This is a genomic window from Pantoea dispersa (genome assembly GCF_035783935.1).
Classification (GTDB): domain Bacteria; phylum Pseudomonadota; class Gammaproteobacteria; order Enterobacterales; family Enterobacteriaceae; genus Pantoea; species Pantoea dispersa_C.
In genome coordinates, this window is sequence record NZ_JALKOV010000005.1 from 74,893 (window position 1) to 94,991 (window position 20,099).

Annotated in this window: 17 protein-coding genes and 1 tRNA gene; 11 read left to right on the forward strand and 7 right to left on the reverse strand. The window is 53.4% G+C overall.

The annotated features are described in order from the left end of the window. Nucleotides 1-500: 500 nt before the first annotated feature. The 3 genes from MXF20_RS11725 to MXF20_RS11735 all read left to right on the forward strand — a co-directional run bounded on the left by MXF20_RS11725 (nucleotide 501) and on the right by MXF20_RS11735 (nucleotide 3,392). Complete coding sequence (locus MXF20_RS11725; RefSeq protein WP_045345922.1) at nucleotides 501-2,342, forward strand: TIGR04141 family sporadically distributed protein; 1,842 nt, start codon at nucleotides 501-503, stop codon at nucleotides 2,340-2,342. A 301-nt stretch (nucleotides 2,343-2,643) separates the two neighbouring features. Beyond that, nucleotides 2,644-3,057, forward strand: coding sequence for a GNAT family N-acetyltransferase (locus MXF20_RS11730; protein WP_045345921.1), 414 nt, complete (start codon nucleotides 2,644-2,646; stop codon nucleotides 3,055-3,057). Next, nucleotides 3,057-3,392 (forward strand): hypothetical protein, encoded by a 336-nt coding sequence (locus MXF20_RS11735; RefSeq protein ID WP_008806418.1) that lies wholly within the window; start codon nucleotides 3,057-3,059, stop codon nucleotides 3,390-3,392. Before MXF20_RS11730 ends, MXF20_RS11735 begins: the two co-directional genes overlap by 1 nt. A 143-nt stretch (nucleotides 3,393-3,535) precedes the next feature. Here MXF20_RS11735 and MXF20_RS11740 read toward each other — a convergent pair whose 3' ends face one another. The 3 genes from MXF20_RS11740 to MXF20_RS11750 all read right to left on the reverse strand — a co-directional run bounded on the left by MXF20_RS11740 (nucleotide 3,536) and on the right by MXF20_RS11750 (nucleotide 6,882). Further along, the gene (locus MXF20_RS11740) at nucleotides 3,536-4,405 is read right to left on the reverse strand and encodes a hypothetical protein (protein ID WP_045345920.1); all 870 of its coding nucleotides are present in this window, start codon (nucleotides 4,403-4,405) and stop codon (nucleotides 3,536-3,538) included. A 352-nt stretch (nucleotides 4,406-4,757) separates the two neighbouring features. Then, nucleotides 4,758-6,707, reverse strand: coding sequence for a site-specific integrase (locus MXF20_RS11745; protein WP_062729761.1), 1,950 nt, complete (start codon nucleotides 6,705-6,707; stop codon nucleotides 4,758-4,760). Between the two features lie 90 nt (nucleotides 6,708-6,797). Then, nucleotides 6,798-6,882: transfer RNA gene (locus MXF20_RS11750), tRNA-Leu, on the reverse strand. 249 nt (nucleotides 6,883-7,131) lie between these two features. Here MXF20_RS11750 and MXF20_RS11755 point away from each other — a divergent pair. Further along, nucleotides 7,132-7,647, forward strand: coding sequence for a DUF2501 domain-containing protein (locus MXF20_RS11755; protein ID WP_325969517.1), 516 nt, complete (start codon nucleotides 7,132-7,134; stop codon nucleotides 7,645-7,647). Nucleotides 7,648-7,754: 107 nt separating this feature from the next. Here MXF20_RS11755 and MXF20_RS11760 read toward each other — a convergent pair whose 3' ends face one another. After that, nucleotides 7,755-9,134 (reverse strand): PLP-dependent aminotransferase family protein, encoded by a 1,380-nt coding sequence (locus MXF20_RS11760; RefSeq protein ID WP_325969519.1) that lies wholly within the window; start codon nucleotides 9,132-9,134, stop codon nucleotides 7,755-7,757. 120 nt (nucleotides 9,135-9,254) lie between these two features. On the opposite strand from MXF20_RS11760, the gene MXF20_RS11765 reads away from it, so the two are divergent. The 5 genes from MXF20_RS11765 (at nucleotide 9,255) to MXF20_RS11785 (ending at nucleotide 12,415) form a co-directional block, all read left to right on the forward strand. Beyond that, nucleotides 9,255-9,680, forward strand: coding sequence for a GNAT family N-acetyltransferase (locus MXF20_RS11765; RefSeq protein WP_325969520.1), 426 nt, complete (start codon nucleotides 9,255-9,257; stop codon nucleotides 9,678-9,680). Nucleotides 9,681-9,691: 11 nt separating this feature from the next. Further along, nucleotides 9,692-10,297, forward strand: coding sequence for an FMN-dependent NADH-azoreductase (locus MXF20_RS11770; protein WP_325969522.1), 606 nt, complete (start codon nucleotides 9,692-9,694; stop codon nucleotides 10,295-10,297). A gap of 12 nt (nucleotides 10,298-10,309) precedes the next feature. Next, nucleotides 10,310-10,789 (forward strand): carboxymuconolactone decarboxylase family protein, encoded by a 480-nt coding sequence (locus MXF20_RS11775; RefSeq protein WP_021506730.1) that lies wholly within the window; start codon nucleotides 10,310-10,312, stop codon nucleotides 10,787-10,789. 95 nt (nucleotides 10,790-10,884) lie between these two features. After that, nucleotides 10,885-11,520, forward strand: a complete 636-nt coding sequence (locus MXF20_RS11780) for a hypothetical protein (RefSeq protein WP_021506729.1) — start codon at nucleotides 10,885-10,887, stop codon at nucleotides 11,518-11,520. Nucleotides 11,521-11,737: 217 nt separating this feature from the next. Continuing rightward, nucleotides 11,738-12,415 (forward strand): MarC family NAAT transporter, encoded by a 678-nt coding sequence (locus tag MXF20_RS11785; RefSeq protein ID WP_021506728.1) that lies wholly within the window; start codon nucleotides 11,738-11,740, stop codon nucleotides 12,413-12,415. A 111-nt stretch (nucleotides 12,416-12,526) separates the two neighbouring features. On the opposite strand, the gene MXF20_RS11790 is transcribed toward MXF20_RS11785, so the two are convergent. From MXF20_RS11790 to MXF20_RS11800, 3 genes are read right to left on the reverse strand one after another with little or no spacing between them, the layout of a single operon-like run. Next, nucleotides 12,527-13,771, reverse strand: a complete 1,245-nt coding sequence (locus tag MXF20_RS11790; RefSeq protein WP_325969523.1) for a cytochrome c — start codon at nucleotides 13,769-13,771, stop codon at nucleotides 12,527-12,529. A gap of 4 nt (nucleotides 13,772-13,775) precedes the next feature. Beyond that, a complete protein-coding gene (locus MXF20_RS11795; protein WP_021506726.1) occupies nucleotides 13,776-15,545 on the reverse strand; it encodes a GMC family oxidoreductase in 1,770 nt (589 codons plus the stop codon). Between the two features lie 32 nt (nucleotides 15,546-15,577). Further along, nucleotides 15,578-16,309 (reverse strand): gluconate 2-dehydrogenase subunit 3 family protein, encoded by a 732-nt coding sequence (locus tag MXF20_RS11800; protein WP_031279537.1) that lies wholly within the window; start codon nucleotides 16,307-16,309, stop codon nucleotides 15,578-15,580. 527 nt (nucleotides 16,310-16,836) lie between these two features. Between MXF20_RS11800 and MXF20_RS11805 the strand changes: the two genes are divergently transcribed. Both MXF20_RS11805 and MXF20_RS11810 read left to right on the forward strand, forming a co-directional pair. Continuing rightward, on the forward strand, nucleotides 16,837-18,411 hold the full coding sequence (locus MXF20_RS11805; protein ID WP_418936850.1) for an ABC transporter substrate-binding protein: 1,575 nt from the start codon (nucleotides 16,837-16,839) through the stop codon (nucleotides 18,409-18,411). A 170-nt stretch (nucleotides 18,412-18,581) separates the two neighbouring features. Then, a complete protein-coding gene (locus MXF20_RS11810) occupies nucleotides 18,582-20,084 on the forward strand; it encodes a DUF853 domain-containing protein (protein WP_325969524.1) in 1,503 nt (500 codons plus the stop codon). The last annotated feature ends 15 nt before the right edge of the window (nucleotides 20,085-20,099 follow it).

Sequence of the window (20,099 nt, forward strand, 5' to 3'; positions counted from 1 at the left end):
ATCAGCTCAAAAACTTGCCGGATAAGTTTTTGAGCTTTCTATAGCCGGGATTATATGTGGGTGCATAATGATAGTTATGACAGGTTATCACACGGCATTTTTATTCCATTCGAAAGCATCCTGTTTCACTTGGCTACGCTAGCAACTCTATGAGAGCGCCGCAAATTCCGCACCACAATTTCATACCCCTTAGTCAACAACGCGCCACATAGCTTCCTAGCGCGTCTGAGGAGTCTTGCGGATACAACCGTAGGTCACCAGACGCGTTTTAGCATCACCATTTAACCTTCTCTATATGGAAAAACAAGTAGAGAACCATCATGAGTATTTGAAACGATACTGCACTATAGTCAAGCACTACGCTCAGACTCAATAGGTTAACAGAGTCGTTAGGTGGCGATATGTTTGACCTATATCACGAATAGCACGGGTTAAAATTTAACCTTTTCTCAAATGCGAGTAACTTCATAACTGCTTACCTCTCAAAGGGCTAAAATGATATGAAGACAAGGTCTTTTTCTATTTTTTTGCTTAAAGCTGGCTACAATGCACAGAACTCCCTTAAGCTGAACCATCAACTTATCGGTGGCTTTCAGGCTCTAAATCTCCCACAAGGCGCAACCTTGTTTATTTCCGATAGGGTTAGAACAACCCCTTGGTGGGTTGACTACTTCTCAATTGGTGGAAATTTAAAACAAGAAAACAAAGGGGCATTAATTTTTCTTCCGGTAAGAGATCGATGTTTTGCTCTAACTTTTGGCCATATTTATCACAACTTGCTAGATGTTTCCTACGAGTATGATTTTGGCTTAAAAGTTACTTTAAACAGCCTTGAACCTAATGAGTTAAAAAGCGCTGATATAGTCGATCCCGGAGCATCAAGAAGGAAAAGAATGCAAGTCCCTGTTATGTCTGACTTAACCTATTTAGATTTTGATAGTAATAGCGAGATATTAAAAAGCCTGACAGGAAAAGTAAAACCACAATATATTGATCTCTTCAAAAATGCGACTGGTTCAACCAGCTTAAAAGTTGGACTTAAAGTCGAGCCAGAACAACTTACCGGATTGTGCGACCAACTACTAGATTTATATTCCAGTGATGAATACTTAGAGTCTTTCCCTAACATACAAAAAATAACGCCAGAAAAAGACCCTATTAAAATTAAGCGTCTTGATGATTCTCTTTTAGATGCTTTCATTAATAAAAACAATGAATTAGCCTTATCAATCCCGGACATCGTGGATTATAGTGATAATATTTACTGCTCCTTTAAAGGAAGGAAAGGCATATCCCCAATATATACTGACATTAGTCTTGAAGAGTTTTATGACTATTTAGGAGAAGTTGACTTAAATACGTTCAATATAGACAAAATCAAAGATTTCTCGCTTAACCTCTGCAATGAAGAAGGTGTTATAACGAAAGCATATAACATTTACAGAAGTTTTATCTATGATATTCACTTTGATAACGAGGAAGTTGTTTACCATCTCTGCGAAGGTGAATGGTATAAAGTTGACCAAGAATATTTGCAGAGTTTGAAAGATTATATAGATGCAAGGTGTGAAGATAGCCAACTTCCCTCATATGATCATGACAACATTAAGGATGACATAAGAAACTATAGTGAAGAGAACTATAATGAAGATGTGGCAAACAACTCAGCATGCCATATATGTTTAGATCAGAAAGACATAAGTCCCGATGGATACTCACAAATAGAACCATGCGATTTAATAAGTTACCAGGATAATTACTGTATTTTTCATCATATAAAAATATCTTCAAGATCATCTCAACTTAGCCATCTTTTCAATCAAGGTGTCAATTCTATAGAATTACTCATTTTGGAAAAGAGCAGCAAAGAAAAACTTAAGTCATTAATCGAGGAAAATATTCAAGGTAAAGATTTGGATAGTTTCAACCGCGTGATAGATAGTGGTAATTATAAAGTTGAGTTTGGCATAATAACCAAGAAACCAGCGGAACTGAAATCTGAAAACCTCCCTCTTTTTTCTAAAATAAGTTTAATGCGAAGCTTAAGAACACTTTCTCTTTATCGAACAGAGGGTGTGGTTAGTTTTATAAAAGATATTAGCCCTTCTAAAGAAGGCTATAGTAAACACCCGCGCATTACAGTGATTGTGTCTGCCGGTGCAAATGGTAAAAATGAAGTTATTGTTGATCACAGCCAACTTTTTCCTCAGGGAACAAAAGTCGCAAGATGCTCACAAGAAATAACTAACAGCCCTATCGGCTCGAGATTTATGATTCATGTAAAAGCTAGTGAACACGGGAAGTTAAGCACGAGCCATGCTTGGGAGAGCGAACGTCTATAGTAAATGCTTTAATAAAAAGAAACCTGCCATACCCCGTAGTTTATACGGGGTTTTTTAATTGTTTATAATTAATTAGGGTTACGTTTCTCTACCATACAACGAAAGCTACAGGAACAATTGTCGCGCGAAAAAGTGGAGATCCTAGGTTTGCAAACTGCCCTTTAAGGTATTGCGTTAAAAAACTTCGGCAATAACAGGCTTCTCCTTATCGAGGCAATATGCTTTCAGCCCAAATTCCTGAAGATTGCATAGATGCTCATGTTAGTGCTAAAAAAAGTAATTCTTGACACTGAGGCTGAATATGGAATCAAAATACGATCTGGTTGACGCGGTTCCACCCGCAGAAGATTTTTGCCGCTTGCGCATCATATCCGGTTTAACACCCCGCTCTCCTGAAGCTGCAAAACATGCACTTCCAAGAACTTTTCATGGCGTATACATTGAATATTCGGGACTCATTGTCGGGATGGGGAGAATTGTCGGTGATGGCGCGCTCAACTTCGAAATCGTAGAGGTTGCGGTCGATCCAGAACATCAGGGGAAAGGGCTGGGCCGGAAAATCATGGAAGCTTTAATGTCCTGGCTTGGACAACATGCACCCGCAGGAGCATACATTACCTTGATCGCAGATGTCCCGGAGCTATATGAAAAATTCGGGTTTAAAAGCGTTCGCCCCGAAAGCGAAGGGATGGCACTCAATTGGGGACAGCATTAATGGAACGAACCGTCGAAATACTGCAATACACCTTACTTAAAGGCACCGGAACCATTTTTCACACAATCATGCGGGAAATCAGCGTTCCTCTACACCAACGCCACGGGATCGATGTAGTATCGTTTGGTAACTCCCTGCATGATTCCGATTGCTACTACCTTATTCGTGCTTTTAACAACCAAGAAAGCATGGCTATGGTTCTAGATTCTTTCTACGCAAGCGCTGATTGGCGGAACGGCCCACGCCAAGACATCATTGGCAGCATCGAGACAAGCATTAAAACAGTGATAAGCCTGCCACCGGAAAGCGTTGACGGGTTGCGGGTGCAATCGTAGGTAATCAAGTGTATTAGCTTAGATTTGACCTAAAACAGCTAAGGCAGATAGCCAAACCTAATCTGACAGGCAGCTTTGTGCCAAGAGCGGACTCATCTATGTCGATTTTGAGCATTGAAGAGTTTTAACTCATTTAACATTAGCTAAAAAACAACCGGAACTTTTTCATAACCTGTAATGAATGATGCTTTTGCAACTTCTTCTGAAACGCCAAGTATGAAAGCTAGAGCTGAAATATCCACATTTGGAATGGAGGAAAATGATTTTTGAAATTGAGGTGATGGGTTTGAATAGGTTAATACTTCAACATGCTTTTTTGTTACTTTTTCATTTATAGATAACTTTGCCGCACTGGGTATATTCTTTAAACAAGAATAATACTCTTTAAGTAACCCCTCAACCAAACATAATACGCCTTCCGTTAGGTCCACTGCTGTTTTCAAGACTTTAAACTGTTCAGGAGTTAATGTTCCGATGTTCATAACACTACGTCCCTGATCATCTATTTGATAGAATTCACGCAATTGAGATAACACAGTATTGCGATGATTTATTTTATCATGAAGGTTTTGAAAGTTACCTAACATAGCATTCACGCGAGGAAGGTTATTCCATGTCTCAAAAAATGCACGAGACGCATTGTATTCATTAGCCTTTGCTAAAAAAATAATCAATGTAACATCTGGCGGCGGTGAAAAATAACAGCTAATTGTAGGTATACTTAAAGCCCTTTCAATAGGGTTAGAATTTATTCGACCCATATATGTGTTTTTTATTGCTATCAGAGTTTGCATACCACTATCGATTGCTACTAGGAATTTATTAAAATCATTGACTCGCGCTATCTCTGACTTAATGATTTCCTGTTTGGCAAATGTATTATTAGCCATTAAGTAACCGAGTAACACAGAACCTGAAGTAGTCAATGCAGGAAAAATATAATCCTTAAAATTACTCGACTCCTGCTGCAAATTTAAAATAGCACTTGCAATCATCAAAGCATCATTTGACATATGCCCTCCTTTTTGAGCGCACTATACAAGCACATTTTGAACTGTAAAACCAGTTGAGACACACTTCCAGCGCTAACTAGTTTATGGTGGCCTGTTAGTTAGACATATCATAACCTTAGATTGTATTCCAGATTCACTTCCGCTCTTCGCTCAAGGCGGACTGTTAGACTTGATTGTATGTTGTCAGAGAAAACCGTCAGATCAATTCTGAGCTAATGCAAATCAAGTCTCACCAGACGCATTTTAAGCGTCTCCAAATTTGGCACTATTAAATCCACGACCTTTAATAAAAAATGCGCCAGGAAGCGTCCCAGCGCATTCAAGAGCATCACTCAACTGAATAGTAACTGACTCAACCTGTTTGTTTGCCACGCTTTCTTCGCAGCGCATCTCTTACAGCATCCAGCCCATCAGGAATGTTGAATCTCGCTATCTCGGGCAAAGAAAAATCAATCTTTTCGACAACCTCAACCATGTGAACCGGTTTTAAATCTTTGCTGTATCGCACTTCAGTTTCTGTTTTGCCGCGCACATGCCCAAGTAGCTGCCCACGCAGTTCCGAACTAACATCCTTCTCTTTAAGCAAAGTTGAAACAGAATGCCGGAAAGAGTGGAAAGATTTGCTTCTGTCTCTTTCAAGTTTTAATCGACCCGCAAGCAATGATTCATTGAACCATGCGGAAACTGGCCTACCATAGCCTTTAGTTTTATGTGGTTTAAGCTCGGGAAAAAGACGGTCATACCCGGCAGCTTTCAACGCATCCACATACTCGATAAAACCGAGTTTAATCAGCGTAGAATGAACAGGAATCTTGCGGCGGGAATTGGCGTTTTTTAGTTTCTTTCCGTTTTCGCTATCGCTTTCAAGGTTCAGGTAATAAACGCCGTCATCTGCCAGAACATCGTCCAGCATTAACTGTGCAATCTCGTTAACCCTTGCCCCCGTCATCAAGCCCAACAACGGCGCCCAATAGTGAAACGGGCAATATTGATGGAATCGCCCTTGCGCATTACGTTCAACAGTTCCAGCCACAAACCACGGTTGCGAAAAAATTGCCTTAATTTCATGCGGTTCAAATATGTCAGTGTGATCCTGCTCTCGCTCACCTTTATCATCGGGAGGGAAAAAGTTGTCGCATGGCGATTTCAGAAACTTACCATCATCAACAGCCCACTCCATTGCACCATAAAGGCCGTTGATATACTTTTTGACAGACTCTTCTGTCATCAGTTTATCGCCACATTCTGCCGCTTTGGCGATTAACTCATCCAGCGTTTTAACCCCGTGCTTACCTTTCATCAAATTACGGTTAGCAGGAATTGTGCGCAACTTGCTCTCATAAGCCCGGAGGAAATCACGGTCGAAATCTTCCAATTGAATATCCCCCATCACTTCAATCATCAAATCGAAGTAATAGCGAATATCGCGGAGCGCCGCTTCTGATACCTTGCCCTTACGCCGATGTTTCAAATACTCTTCACGAAGCCATGACAAGTTTTCATTGTAATGTTTGCGGTGAACATATTCGTTAGCGATAACAGGAGCGACAAGAGGCACTGCAGGGTGAATGCTAACTGCTGGTGGCGTGGTCTTAACCAGCCATGTAAGTCGAAGGCCTTCAGCATGAACTTTGCTAATCAACAGGCTATCAACAGTTATATCTACGCCGGGTAAATCGAAGAACCAACCTCCACTTTGGTTATCACCACTAGTTCGAAATGCAGCCTCTCCTTCGGATACTCCAGCGCTCAACAGACAATCTAAAGTATGCCGGGGATTGAAGGGGCGGAGATAACCATTTGCGAAGCTCTCGATACCCAGCTCAAACGCGCTATTGAGAATGATGACTTCTTTAGGTTGATCCTTTTCATCATCAGACTGTTTTTCTCGTTTTGCACCGGGTTCCCGCTCTACTGCATTAAATTCATCAACATAGAAACCGAACTGACCAGTCGCCAGCCAGAATACCGGGAGGTTACGATTAATCACCTCTCGAATCAATTGCGATACAGGCAACTCGATTGACTGAGCAAAGTTAGAAATCGAGATCATACCCTCACCAGCAAGCAGTGGGGCGCAGTCACTTAAAGTTCGATAATCCAATTGTTCATACTCTTGTAAGGTCTGATACCAGACCGCCAACAGGAGCGCGGACTTCTGCTTTGCTTCATGAAGATCGTGAGTGCCTGTTGAAGTGTGAATCTCACACTGTCCTGCGTATCGACGAAAACGTTGGGGAACGCTAATGCGGACAACATAAATGCCGCTCGTTCGACGATAGAGTTTATATCGCTGAGACATCGCCTCGTATACCCTTTTGTAAGAGGGGCTACGCGATTTCAAGCAAGATTATGAATTAAATTGTTTTAAAACAATAGGTTAGATGAGTCTTGGTGCCGAAGGCCGGACTCGAACCGGCACGTATTTCTACGGTTGATTTTGAATCAACTGCGTCTACCGATTTCGCCACTTCGGCACTGAAGAGGATGCGGAAAACGTGGGCGATTATACCGTTACGCGCTTGCGGCGCAACCGGAATCGATGGGGATGTGCGCTAAGCGTCGAAAAAAGCAGCGCTGCCAAAAACGCTGCGCAAAACCCCGGCAGTCGCCTCCGGAACACTCCCAAACTCGCGCGCGGCGGCCACTTCTCCGGAACTTTCTGCCGCCACATGCCTCTTAACCACAACTGACGCAGTCAGACGTATAAGCACAACGAGGTTGAGATGAAAAAAGCAACACAACGGTTAGTTTGGGGATGGGGTATCGCGGCGGCACTGGTGGCCGGTAGCGCATCGGCGGCGAGCTGGCAGGATCAGCTGAGCAGCGCCGCATCGCAGCTGTCGCAGCAGAACAGCGGCAACACCGCCACCAGCAACACGCAGAACGGCGGACTGTCGCTCTCTTCGCTCAGCGGCCTGCTGAACGGCGGCGATAAAGCGGTGAGCGCCAACAGCATGACCAACGCCGCCGGCGTGATGGAATATTGCGTGCAGCACAACGTGGTGGATAACAACGTGAAGTCGGTGAAAGATCAGGTGCTGAGCAAGCTGGGCCTGAGCAGCACCACCGCGCAGCAGCAGAAAACCGATTACCAGCAGGGGCTGCAGGGCATGCTGAACACCGGCAATGGTCAGCAGCTGAATCTGCAGAGCCTGAGCAACTCGCCGATGGGTGAGAAGCTGAAAACCAAAGCCTGCGATGTAGTGCTGAAGCAGGGCAAAAAATACATCGGCATGTGATTCCTTCGCGCGGGTTCAGGGGCCGCCTTCCTGCCGTCTGAATCGCCGCTCACCTTATGCCAGCCGGCGCGGGCTGTCCCCCGCGCCCTCTTCTCCCCACACTGCCGCTATACCGCCAGCAACGTCCGCGTCGCATCCGCCACCCGCGCCAGCAGCGCCCTTGCCTGTTCAAACGACTGAATATTGGTGTAGCCAATCACCAGGCCATAGCGCTTTTGCGTCTGCGCGTACCAGCCCGACAGCGGCCGCACGTATAGCGCCTGCTGCGCCCACAGCGTCGCCAGCGCCACGTCCTGGGTGCCGCGCCGCAGAAACGCCACGATGTGCATACCGCCGTCGGTCAGCTCAAAGGTAAACAGCCCCGGAAAGCTGGCTTCGATGGCCTCCAGCATCATGCGGCGGCGCTGCTGATACAGGATGCGCATCTTCTTTATGTGGCGATAAAAATGCCCTTCGCTGAGGAACTGCGCGAGGATTTTCTGCGGCAGCAGCGGCAGGCCGGTTTCCAGAATCTCGCCCAGCTCGCCGAACTGTGCCAGCGTGTGCTGCGGCATCACCAGATAGCCGATGCGCATCGCCGGCATCATGGTTTTGCTGAAGGTGCCGGTGTAGATAACCCGGTCGTGCACATCCAGGCTTTTCAGCGCCGGAATCACCTTACGCGTGTAGTGAAATTCGCCGTCGTAATCATCCTCAATAATCCAGCTGTCATGCTGCTGCGCCCACGCCAGCAGCTGATGCTTGCGCGGCAGCGACAGGCTGACCGCCAGCGGACTCTGGTGCGTTGGCGTCACCACTGCAAAGCGCGCATCGGCGTGATAGCGCAGCAGATAATCCACGTCGACACCCTGCCCATCCACCGGCACATAGTGCAGGTTGGGTGCGATGCGCTTCAGCAGCTGCTGGCCAAAGAAGTAGCCGGGATCTTCGAACAGCACTTTGTCGCCCGGCTGCGCCAGCACCGCCAGAATCAGCCGCAGGTTGGCGCGGTAGCCGCTGGTGATGAAGATCTGCTCCGGCTGGCAGTTGAGGCCGCGTGAAATGTTCAGGTAGCTGGCGATGGCCGCCCGCAGCGGCGCATATCCCATCACCGGCGGTATCATCATCTCGTCCGGCCGCAGGCTGCGCGCCGCTTTCGCCGACAGCAGCCGCCACTTTTTATGCGGAAACTCGTCCAGCGCCGGGATGCCGAGCCGCAGCTCGCCTTTGCCCTCGGTCACCGGCAGCAGCGCGGGCGTCGTCGCCGGTGCGCGCGGTGGCGTGGCTGCGCTCGCCAGCTTCAGCTGCGGATTGACACGCGTGCCCTTCGCGCCCTGGCTGACAAAATAGCCTTCGCCGATGAGGATTTCATAGGCGGCCTCAACCGTTTTACGCGCCACCTGCAGCTCGCTCGCCAGCACGCGGATCGCCGGTACGCGATCGCCCGGCCGGAGCTGTCCGGCAAGAATCTGCTGCCGGAAGCGCTGGTAAATCTCTTTGTAACCCACGCGTCACTCCTTTCTCAGCCACTGCACTATGTCCTACCTGTTTTCACGCATAATGGCCCTTTTCGCTCAGACATAGCAGTTTAAGATGCAGGCATTCCCCCCGCAATACGGATGACAGCCATGAAGATTGTGCATTACGCCACCGAAGAACAACTCGCGCGCTGCTACCCGCTGATGCGTGCGCTGCGCGGGCGGCTGGCGGATAAGGCGCAGTTTATCGCCCAGGCGCAGCGTCAGCAGGCGCAGGGCTATCGCCTCGCCGGTATCGAACATCAGGGACAGCCGGCGGTGCTGGCCGGTTATCGCCTGCTGGAGAATTTTATCCATGGCAGCTTCTGCTACGTCGATGACCTGGTGAGCGATCCCGCGCTGCGCGGTCAGGGCTTCGGCGCCGCGCTGCTCGACGGCTTAGCGGTGCTGGCGCGTGAGTATGGCTGCACCCGCATGGTGCTGGACACCGCAATCAGTAATACCCGGGCGCAGGCGTTTTATCAGCACTGCGGCTATCAGGCGCTCGGCCTGCATTTTTATCGCCCTATCGTATGAGGAATCACTGCATGAATGTGCTGCATATTAAAGTCAGCCCGGATCTGGCGGGATCGGCGTCGCGCATCGCCTCGGCGCGTCTGATCGAAAAACTGCGCAGCCGCCATCACGATCTGCACGAAACGGTGCTGGATCTGGCGCAACAGCCGCTGCCGCATCTGGATGCCTTTACCATCAGGGCTTTTTTTACCCCAGCGGAGGCGCGTGATGAAGCGCAGCGCAATGCCATTCGCACCTCGGAACAGCTGGTGGATCAGCTGTTTGCCTGCGACACCCTGGTTATCTCATCGCCGATGTGGAACCTCGGGCTGCCGTCGGTGCTGAAAGCCTGGTTCGACCATATTACCCGCGCCGGCCGTACCTTCGCCTTTACGCCCGAAGGCACCAAAGTCGGGCTGGTGAGCGGCAAGAAAGTTTACTGCGTGATGGCCAGCGGCAGCGTGTTTGCCCACGGGCCCTTTATGCAGGATGACCAGTTCACGCCGTACGTGTGCGCGGCGCTGGCGTACATCGGCATCAGCGATGTGCAGTTTATCCGCGTCGACGGCACGCACGACCCGCTCAGCCGTGCCCGCGCGTTACCCGAAGCACTCGAAACCATTGAACGTCTGTTCTGACGGAGGAAAATCATGACTCAACGCGTTAACCATTTCAAAACCACCCCGGCGCTGGCCAAAGCGATGTCGGATCTGTCGAACAGCGTCGCCAGCGCGTCGCTGGAGAAGTCGCTCAGGCATCTGGTGGATATCCGCGCCTCGCAGCTCAACCACTGCGCGTTCTGCCTCGATATGCACATCAAGCAGGCGGCGATTGACGGCGAGCACGAGCTGCGGCTGCACCATGTGGCGATCTGGCGTGAATCGCCGCTGTTCAGCGCGCGTGAGAAAACTGCCTTTGCCCTGACCGAAGCGCTGACGCGCATTGGCGAGCACGGCGTTGACGAGGCGCTGTACGGCGAGCTGCGCGCACACTTCTCTGAGGTGGAGATCAGCGAGCTGACCTTTAAGATCGCGGTGATCAATACCTGGAACCGGCTGATGATCCTGTCGCAGATGGCACCCGGCGCGCTCGACAGCGCTTACGGGCTGGATCGTGCTGATTTGCGGTAATTTTTATCGTCAGTGGCTGCGGCTGCTGGCGATAGCATGTTTTTCTGCGCGCCCTGACGCTATAGTGAAGTTTTGCACCACACAGGACACCGCGCATGAAAGGCATCAACATTGCGATTTACTTCGATCCCGACCTGATTCGCATCTGCGTTCACCAGCCGGATGACAGCTACCTCAGCCAGACGTTTCATTACGCCGACAGCGTGATTGAGGAGATTTATCAGTGGCTGGAGCAGTTCACGCCGGGTCGCACCCACATTTGCCTGATTGAGCACGATACCGCCGATATCCTCGCCGATGAGCTGGTGGACAACGGTTATCACGTGCATCAGGTGAGCCAGCATGCGCTGCTCAGCTGGTTCGCCAGTGAACCGCCCGCCACGCCAGACGGCTCGCCGGTGCGCGCGCTGCTGCGCTATCTGGAGAACGAGAAGCCGGCAGAGTATCAGTCACGCACGCCGCAGATTGAAGCGCTGATGGAGTTGCTGGATGAGCTGGACGATCTGGAAGGCGTGGAGAGCGAGGAAGATGAGGATAACCTGCCGGATAACGTGCTGCGCCTGATGAAGCAGAAGAAAATCAGCGCCAGCGACGCCGCTCAGCGCCTGCTGCCCGACGTGAATGAGCGCATTCGCGAGCATTTGATTCATTATCCCGAGCTGATGACGCCGGATCTGCTGGAAGATTTTTTCCCCGAGCTGCTGGAAGCAATGGAAACGCCGAAGCATTGATGCTGCTTTACGCCGCGACGGGGAATGCAGATGAATGATTCTGCCCCGTTCATCGCACATTCTGTAGCGGCGCGATTTTTCGCGCGCCCTGGACAGCCGCATCGCTGTCTGATGCGCAATAAATTGCGCCGCTACGGGTTGGGTGCAATAAGAGCGCGTCTGAATGCTGTGCCTGTTAACCGCGCCATCATGGGCGCACCTGGATGTGGAATAAATCATGCTGGAACTGTTCAAAGCCATCGGGCTCGGCCTGGTGGTGATTTTGCCGCTTGCTAACCCGTTAACCACCGTGGCGCTGTTTCTCGGCCTCGCGGGTGACATGAACTTTCAGGAACGTAATCGCCAGGCGCTGCAGGCGTCGATCTACGTGTTCCTGATTATGATGGTCGCCTGGTACGCCGGTAACGCGGTGCTGCACACCTTTGGTATCTCCATTCCCGGCCTGCGCATGGCCGGCGGGCTGATCGTCGCCTTTATCGGCTTTCGCATGCTGTTTCCCGCCAAACCGGTCGGGCATTCGGTGGAGGCCAAACACAAGCTGGATGAACTCGACGCCAGCGACGACCCGCGCGAAACGGTGAATATCGCCTTTGTGCCGCTGGCAATGCCGAGCACCGCCGGACCGGGTACCATCGCGATGATCATCAGTTCGGCCTCGACGGTGAAAGCCGGCGTCGATTTCCCCGCGTGGGTGGTAGCCATCGCGCCGGTGCTGACGTTCCTGGCGGTGGCGGTGATTTTATGGATTTCGCTGCGCAGCTCCGGCGCCATCATGAAGCTGGTCGGCAAAGGCGGCATCGAAGCAATTTCGCGCCTGATGGGCTTTTTACTGGTGTGTATGGGCGTGCAGTTTGTCATCAACGGCGTGCTGGAAGTGGCGCACACGTTTCATTAAAAATAAAAAATCGCACCGTACGCTAGCGGCGCGGTTCATCGCGCAATGCCCGACATCACGCGACGCCGGGCATTGCCATCAGGACAGCGCGACAGGTCGCGCCGCTACGTTTTAGTGCAGCGTTTTCCGCACATCCGCCACCTGTTCTTTCGTCACTGCCGGCGCGTGGTTGCTCCAGCCCTGACGAATAAAGGTGGCCAGCTGCGCCACTTCATCATCGGTCAGACGATACGCAAACGGCGGCATCGCCAGCGTCGACGGTGCTTTCTCCGTTGAGGGCTGCTGCGCACCGCCCAGAATGGTGTGAATCAACCCGCTGGGATCCTGCGCATTGACGATAGTGGCCTGATCCAGTTCCGGGAAGATGCCCGGTGCGCCTTTGCCGGTGACAAAGTGACAGGCACCGCAGTTGTCGAGATACAGACGCTCGCCTTCGGACAGATTCTTCGCCGCCGTCAGCTTCGCTTCGGTCTTCTGCTGCGCCTGCACGTCGTACGCCTGCAGCGGCGGATTGCCGCCGAGGAACTTCAGGTAAGCGGCAATCGCCTGCAGATCGGCATCCGTCATGTGCGAGCTGGAGTGCTCCACCACCGACGTCATTTCGCCGCCCACCGCGGCTTTATCGTTACGTCCGGTTTGCAGATAATCGACAATCTCCTGCTCGCTCCAGCGTGGCACTCCGCGCAGCGACGGCACCTCCCACTTATTCAGGCTGCCGCCGGCGAGGAAGCGATCGTCGCTGCTGTCCAGCGCCTTCTCGTTCATGCCGAGGCCGCGCGGCGTGTGGCAGCTGCCGCAGTGGCCGAGGCTTTCCACGATGTAAGCCCCGCGATTAACCTCCGCTGACGCGCCGCCAATCGGCTGGAACGGTTTGTCCGAGGTAAACGCCCAGTTCCAGAAACGCATGCCCCAGCGCTGGCTGAACGGGAAACTCAGCTTTGTTTCCGGCGGCTGCGCGCTATCCGGCTTCACGCCCTGCATGAAGTAGACGTACAGCGCGTGCAGGTCTTCATCGCTGATTTTGGCGTAATCCGGGTACGGCATCGCCGGGTAAAGGCGCGAGCCGTCCGGCAGCACGCCTTTGCGCACCGCGTCCGAGAACTGCTGCTCGCTGTAGTTGCCGATGCCGTGCTGTTTATCCGGCGTGATATTGGTGGAGTAAATGGTGCCGAGGTTCGACTCAATCGCCAGCCCGCCAGCGTAATCCGCTTTGCCCGCCACGGTGTGGCACGCCATGCAGTCGCCGAGGCGCGCCAGATACTCGCCCTTTTTAATCAGTGATGCGTCATCTGCTGCCTGCACCGCACAGCTTGCCAGCAGCACCGCGTGAGCGATTAACAATGATTTAAATTTCATGTGCTTATGCCTGTACCAGTGGGCCGGGATTCTGCAAATAGTGCTCTTTGATAGCCTGCGCCGCCATCAGGGTAATCGCGCCGATGGTGTCGGTCGGGTTCGCCTGGAAGTTCTGCGGGAAGGCGTTACCGCCCGGCACAAACACGTTGTGCACATCCCAGCTTTGCAGGTACTTGTTCAGCGCCGAGGTTTTCGGGTTGTCGCCCATCACCGCGCCGCCCACGTTGTGGGTAGAGACGTATTTGGTCAGGTCAAAGTCAGCGCCCATCGGCAGGAAGCTCATGCTCATGCTGTCCGGATTCAGCTCTTTGGCGATATCGCCAACGATGCCTTTCAGGTGTTGCTGCAGCTTGAGCTCGTTCTGTTTCCAGTTAAAGGTCATGCGCAGCAGCGGCTGACCGCGATGGTCGGTGTAGTGCGGATCCAGATCCAGATAGATATCGCGGTACGACTGGCAGGTGGTGGTAATACTGATCTTCATCGAATGGTTGTACCACTGCTCCAGCCCCTCTTTGTACCCCATGCCCCAGCTCGGTGTGCCTTTCGGCAGCGCGGTGCCAATCGGCGTACCGGTTGCCTGCGAACTGTGGATTTTGGCGCCGCCCAGGAAGCCAAGTCCCGGACCGTCGAAGTTGCCGGGCGAGATGTCGTTAAACATCTGACCGGTCGCGCCAGCGGTGGCGAAGGCATTGAAGTTCTTGTCTTTGAAGAACAGCGTGGCGCCGCCGTTGGACAGAAACGCATAGTTACGCCCGACGACACCCTCTTCGGTAATCGGGTTGTAGGGCTTGCCGATGCCGGACAGCAGCATCAGGCGCACGTTGTACAACTGGAAGCTGGAGAGCACCACAATCTTCGCCGGCTGGAACACTTCGTTGCCGTCGGCATCGAAATAGAGCACGCCTTTCGCAGTTTTGCCGTCGTCGTGCAGCACCACTTTGTACACTTCCGCGTGCACTTCATAGGAGAAGTTCGGCATGCGCTTCAGAGCATCCATCACCGCCGTCTGCGGCGAGGCTTTTGAGTAGTTCAGGCACGGATATTTCGAGCAGTAGCCGCAGTAGTTGCAGGGAGCGATCTGGTTGCCGTACGGGTTTTTCCACGCGCGCGAGACGCAGGCTGACGGGTTCGGGAACGGATGATAGCCGAGCTTCTTCGCTGCCTCTTTGAACATCACGTTGTTCAGCGTATCGTCCAGCGCCGGCAGCGGATACGGCTCGGAACGCGGTCCTTCAAACGGATCGCCGCCTTCCAGGATCTGCCCGCGCAGGTTACCGGTGGTGCCTGACTGGCCGCAAATCAGCTCAAACTTGTAGAAATACGGCTCGATCTCATCCCAGGTGAACGGGAAATCCATCACGCGCATGTCATCCTGCAGGATGCCGGGCTTATACGCCTGATCGACATAGGTTTTCAGTTTGATATCAGTCGGCGTCGGGCGAATCAGTACCGCCGTCCAGTGCATGCCCGCGCCGCCGACGCCGGTACCTGGAGCAAATGCGCCCCATTTGCGGGTTGGCAACGCCGTCTGGTCCATGTTGTAACGCACGGTGACCGCCACTTCTTTTGGCGTGGCGAACACTTTGTTGCGCACGTTATAGGCGTACTCATCGGCCGGTTTCGGGTAAGCGAAATCCGGGTAGTCGCGCTCGCCGCCGCGCTCAAGGGCGCGCACGTCCAGTCCGGCCATTGCCAGCTCGATACTCATCAGCGAGCCGGCCCAGCCGAGGCCGCACACCACGACGTCGACTTCTTTCTTTGTAATCTGTGCCATGTTTTTCTGTCTCACATACCAAATACGGGGATTCAGGCGCGTTCGCCCATCAGGCTGACCGGTCCGAGCGGATACGGCACGTTGTGCTGCTTCACCCACTCGGTGAAGCTGGCGCGTGCCCCCGGGAAGCCGATGGCGATCCAGGCTTTCATGCCTTTGTTGCCGCCGTACATCGGGTCAGCGAGGTAGCCGTGTTTAGTATCGGAAAGCAGCTGGCTGAAGAACTGCGAGGCTTTCAGGTTCGGTTCGCCCAGCGCGGCGAAGTCGATACCGTCGTTTTTATTCACTTTGGTCAGCACCGCGTCTTTCTCTGCCAGCGTCAGCTGCGAGAACGCTTTGTGGTAGGTGCTCTGCGTCCACTGCTCCACCAGTTTGATGCCGGTGCGATACATCTGCTGCGGCGTGAACGGGATCTGATAGCCCATGGTGGCGGGCGCGTGCACGTCAAACGGCCCCTGCAGGTAGATCTCTGCGCCGAACTCCGGGCTGTGCAGCTGCTGGTCAATGAAGATTGGTACGTTGGTTTCCAGCGCACCCGGCGCTTTGCCGTTGCCACCGGCAGGGATCAGGCGATCGGTCGCGGCCAGAATAAATTGCCACTCCTCAGCGCTAAAAAAGATCGGTTTATAGTCGGCAAGGTCCGGTGCTGCCATTTCCGCAGCCTGGGCTGCAGTCAGTCCTTTTAATACCAGGTCGCTTAATGGCAAAGCCAGCAACGACCCAAGTAAAAACTTACGTCTGGTGGTCGGTTTTTCTAAAAGCATGGCGCGACGACTCTCACTTGCTAAGAAAGGGAATTATTTTTGTTAATAGATTTATAAATCGGCAAACAAGCTGGCAATCTTATGGATACAGATATTTCAGGATGTAAGCATTAAATTAGAAATGTGTTTTGATGAGAAACCATCAACCTGACGAAAAGTCGCCATGCGCTGTGGACGCGCTTTCGCAGCGGGAATTGCGCTTTTAACCGTACAAATGCCAGGAGATTAGCGCCAGAGACTGGGCAAATGACTGAAACAAATCGGCGTGAGAAATAGTCGCTCAGCTTAATTAATCAGAAAAAATAATACTTCCATACCAGGGCTTATTCTTATCAATAACAGCCTACTGGCTAAATGAGCAACGCCTGACCAGTTTATTTCCTGAATATGACAGCGCGCGCACAAAAATAGCGCCGTTAGTTAATTTACGGTATTAATTGTTATTTCCGGCACAGCTCAGAACAAAACGGCATTTAGCCTGCAGCGCGACAGCGATAAAGTCGCTGAATCAATCACTCAGGATAATTATGATGCGAGCACTCTTGTTGTTCTTCACCTTATTCAGCAGCGCCTTTGCCCTGCAGGCCGCCACGCCAAAAGACACGCTGGTGGTGGCCGTGCCGCTCGACGGCATTATCAGCTTCGACCCGGCAGAAAGTTTTGAGACCGTCAGCAACAGCGTGCAGCGCAACATTTATCAGACGCTGGTAGAGGCCGATCGCGATGCGCCACAAAAACTGGCGCCGCTGCTCGCCACCTCATGGCAGCCCGGCAGCACGCCGCACAGCCTGGTGTTCAACCTGAAACCGGATGCGCATTTCGCCAGCGGTAACCCGGTGACCGCGCAGGACGTAGTGTTTTCGCTGACGCGAGCGGTGCAGCTCAATAAAGCCCCGTCGTTTATTCTCGCTGAGTTTGGCTGGACGGCGGACAACATTACCAGCCAGCTGCGGGCGGTAAACGATCACCAGCTGGAGATTCAGTGGCCGGCGCAGATTGGTCAGGATCTGGCGCTGCGCCTGCTGACCGCGCCGGTGGCCTCGGTGGTGGACAGCAAAACCGTGCAGCAGCACATCACCGCCAACGACAGCGGCAACGGCTGGCTGCACACTCACTCCGCAGGCAGCGGCGCGTTCAGCATCCAGCAATATGTACCGCAGCAAGCGCTGGTGCTGAGCGCAAATCCGCACGCCAGCCCGCAGCCGCAGTTAAAACGTATCCTGCTGAAAGGCGTGGCCGATGCCGGTGCACGCCGCCTGCTGATTCAGCAGGGCGATGTCGATGTGGCTTACCAGCTGGGCCCGGACCAGATCGATGCGCTGAAAAACGACCAGCAGCTGCGCATCGAGGCATTCCCGTCGAGCCTGGTCTATTACCTGGCGTTTAATACGCAAAACAAAGCGCAGCCGGCGCTGGGTAATCCGGCGCTGTGGCAGGCGGCGCGCTGGCTGGTGGATTACAACGCCATTTCACGCGATCTGCTGAAAGGCCAGTACCGTATTCACCAGAGCTTCCTGCCGCAGGGCTTTGACGGCGCGCTGGAGAATCAGCCGTTCCATTACGATGTGGCCAAAGCCAAAGCGATCCTGGCACAGGGCGGTATCAGGCCCGGCAGCAAATTTTCGCTGACGGTGATCAATCAGCCGCCGTACATCGACGTGGCGCAGGCGCTGCAGGCCAGCTTTGCCAAAGCCGACGTGCAGATTGAGCTGCAGCCGGTGGCGGAATCGGAGCTGTGGAGCAAAATGCGCGGCCGTGACTTCCAGTCGATCTTTATTTACTGGGGCGCAGACTATGTGGATCCAAATACCAACGCCAGCGCCTTTGCCTATAACGTGCCGGGCGGCTCGAAAACGCTGGCATGGCGCGTCGGCTGGGAGATTCCTGAGCTGAGCGCGCAGACGCGCGCCGCAGCCGGGGAGAGCGACGCCAGCCAGCGCCGCGCGCTGTATACCGCGCTGCAACAGCGCGTGCAGCAGGATTCGCCGTTCGTGGTGATGCTGCAGGGCGCACAGCAGGTGGCGGTGCGGAATAATGTCAGCCACGTGCAGCAGGGCATCGGCGTGAGCCTGCTGTTTTTCGATGCGGCAGAGAAGAGGTAGGTCGGTACGCACTGCCCCTCATTCCAGCCTTCTCCCGCCTGCGGGAGAAGGGCCGATCGCGCGGGCAGCAATCGGAACTCCCCTTATTTTTCACCCAAATATCCCTCTCTCTCCCGCGCACCGCTTGCTATTCTTTGAGTCATTACGCAATGCCGGAGAGCGCAAACACCATGACTACCCCACTGCTGATCGCCCAGACGCCTGACCTTCAACTGCACCTGCTGCCCGCCATGGCCAACCGTCACGGACTGATAACCGGCGCCACCGGCACCGGTAAAACCGTGACGCTGCAAAAGCTGGCGGAATCGTTTTCCGCCATCGGCGTGCCGGTGTTTATGGCCGATGTCAAAGGCGATCTTTCCGGCATTGCGGCCGCGGGCGACGGCTCGGAAAAGCTGCTGGCGCGGCTGGCGAAGATTGGCGTCACCGACTGGCAGGCGCAGAAAAATCCGGTGATGCTGTGGGATATCTTCGGCCAGCAGGGCCATCCGGTGCGCGCGACGGTGTCCGATCTCGGTCCGCTGCTGCTGGCGCGGCTGCTCAGCCTCAACGAGGTACAGTCCGGCGTGCTGCAAATCATCTTCCGCATCGCCGACGATCAGGGCCTGCTGCTGCTGGACTTCAAAGATCTGCGCGCCATGACGCAATACATCGGTGATAACGCCAAAGCGTTTCAGACGCAGTACGGCAACATCAGCAGCGCCTCGGTCGGCGCGATTCAGCGCGGCCTGCTGGCGCTGGAGCAGCAAGGGGCCGAACACTTCTTTGGCGAGCCGATGCTGGATATCCGCGACTGGATGCGCTGTGACGCCGACGGCAAAGGCTTCATCAATATTCTGGCAGCGGAAAAGCTTTATCAGCAGCCGAAACTCTACGCCACCAGCCTGCTGTGGCTGCTGGCGGAACTGTATGAACAGCTGCCGGAAGCCGGCGATCTGGACAAACCGAAGATGGTGTTCTTCTTTGACGAAGCGCATCTGCTGTTTAACGACGCGCCGCCGGTGCTGCTGGAGAAAGTGGAGCAGGTAATTCGCCTGATTCGCTCGAAAGGCGTTGGCGTGTACTTTGTCACGCAGAACCCGGCGGATATCCCTGACAACGTGCTTGGTCAGTTGGGGAATCGCGTGCAGCATGCGCTGCGTGCCTTCACGCCGAAAGATCAGAAAGCGGTGAAAAGCGCGGCCGAAACGATGCGCGCCAATCCGGCGTTCGACACCGTTGAGGCGATTCAGGCGCTGGGCACCGGCGAAGCACTGATCTCGTTCCTCGATGAGAAAGGCAGTCCGTCGATGGTGCAGCGCGCCATGGTGATCGCGCCGGGCTCGCGCATGGGACCGGCCAGCGCCGACGAGCGCAACAGCCTGATCAACCATTCGCCGCTGTACGGCAAATACGACAGTGCCGTCGACCGCGAATCGGCGTTCGAGATGTTGCAGCAGGGCGTGCAGACCGCGCCGCAGCAGGCCGATGCGCCGCCCAGCAAAGGCAACAGCGTGGCGGTGGATGACGGCATTCTGGGCGGGCTGAAAGAGATTCTGTTCGGCAGCACCGGGCCGCGCGGCGGCAAGCGTGACGGCGTGGTGCAGAGCGTGGCGAAAAGCGCGGCGCGTCAGGTGACCAATCAGATCATCCGCGGCGTGCTGGGCAGCCTGCTCGGTGGACGCCGCCGTTAATCGCTCTCTGCTATG

Coding starts and splice junctions, on each gene's coding strand:
- MXF20_RS11725 (WP_045345922.1), top strand. CDS start 501: ATGAAGACAAGGTCTTTTTCTATTTTTTTGCTTAAAGCTGGCTACAAT.
- MXF20_RS11730 (WP_045345921.1), top strand. CDS start 2,644: ATGGAATCAAAATACGATCTGGTTGACGCGGTTCCACCCGCAGAAGAT.
- MXF20_RS11735 (WP_008806418.1), top strand. CDS start 3,057: ATGGAACGAACCGTCGAAATACTGCAATACACCTTACTTAAAGGCACC.
- MXF20_RS11740 (WP_045345920.1), bottom strand. CDS start 4,405: ATGTCAAATGATGCTTTGATGATTGCAAGTGCTATTTTAAATTTGCAG.
- MXF20_RS11745 (WP_062729761.1), bottom strand. CDS start 6,707: ATGTCTCAGCGATATAAACTCTATCGTCGAACGAGCGGCATTTATGTT.
- MXF20_RS11755 (WP_325969517.1), top strand. CDS start 7,132: ATGAAAAAAGCAACACAACGGTTAGTTTGGGGATGGGGTATCGCGGCG.
- MXF20_RS11765 (WP_325969520.1), top strand. CDS start 9,255: ATGAAGATTGTGCATTACGCCACCGAAGAACAACTCGCGCGCTGCTAC.
- MXF20_RS11770 (WP_325969522.1), top strand. CDS start 9,692: ATGAATGTGCTGCATATTAAAGTCAGCCCGGATCTGGCGGGATCGGCG.
- MXF20_RS11775 (WP_021506730.1), top strand. CDS start 10,310: ATGACTCAACGCGTTAACCATTTCAAAACCACCCCGGCGCTGGCCAAA.
- MXF20_RS11780 (WP_021506729.1), top strand. CDS start 10,885: ATGAAAGGCATCAACATTGCGATTTACTTCGATCCCGACCTGATTCGC.
- MXF20_RS11785 (WP_021506728.1), top strand. CDS start 11,738: ATGCTGGAACTGTTCAAAGCCATCGGGCTCGGCCTGGTGGTGATTTTG.
- MXF20_RS11790 (WP_325969523.1), bottom strand. CDS start 13,771: ATGAAATTTAAATCATTGTTAATCGCTCACGCGGTGCTGCTGGCAAGC.
- MXF20_RS11795 (WP_021506726.1), bottom strand. CDS start 15,545: ATGGCACAGATTACAAAGAAAGAAGTCGACGTCGTGGTGTGCGGCCTC.
- MXF20_RS11800 (WP_031279537.1), bottom strand. CDS start 16,309: ATGCTTTTAGAAAAACCGACCACCAGACGTAAGTTTTTACTTGGGTCG.
- MXF20_RS11805 (WP_418936850.1), top strand. CDS start 16,837: ATGATGCGAGCACTCTTGTTGTTCTTCACCTTATTCAGCAGCGCCTTT.
- MXF20_RS11810 (WP_325969524.1), top strand. CDS start 18,582: ATGACTACCCCACTGCTGATCGCCCAGACGCCTGACCTTCAACTGCAC.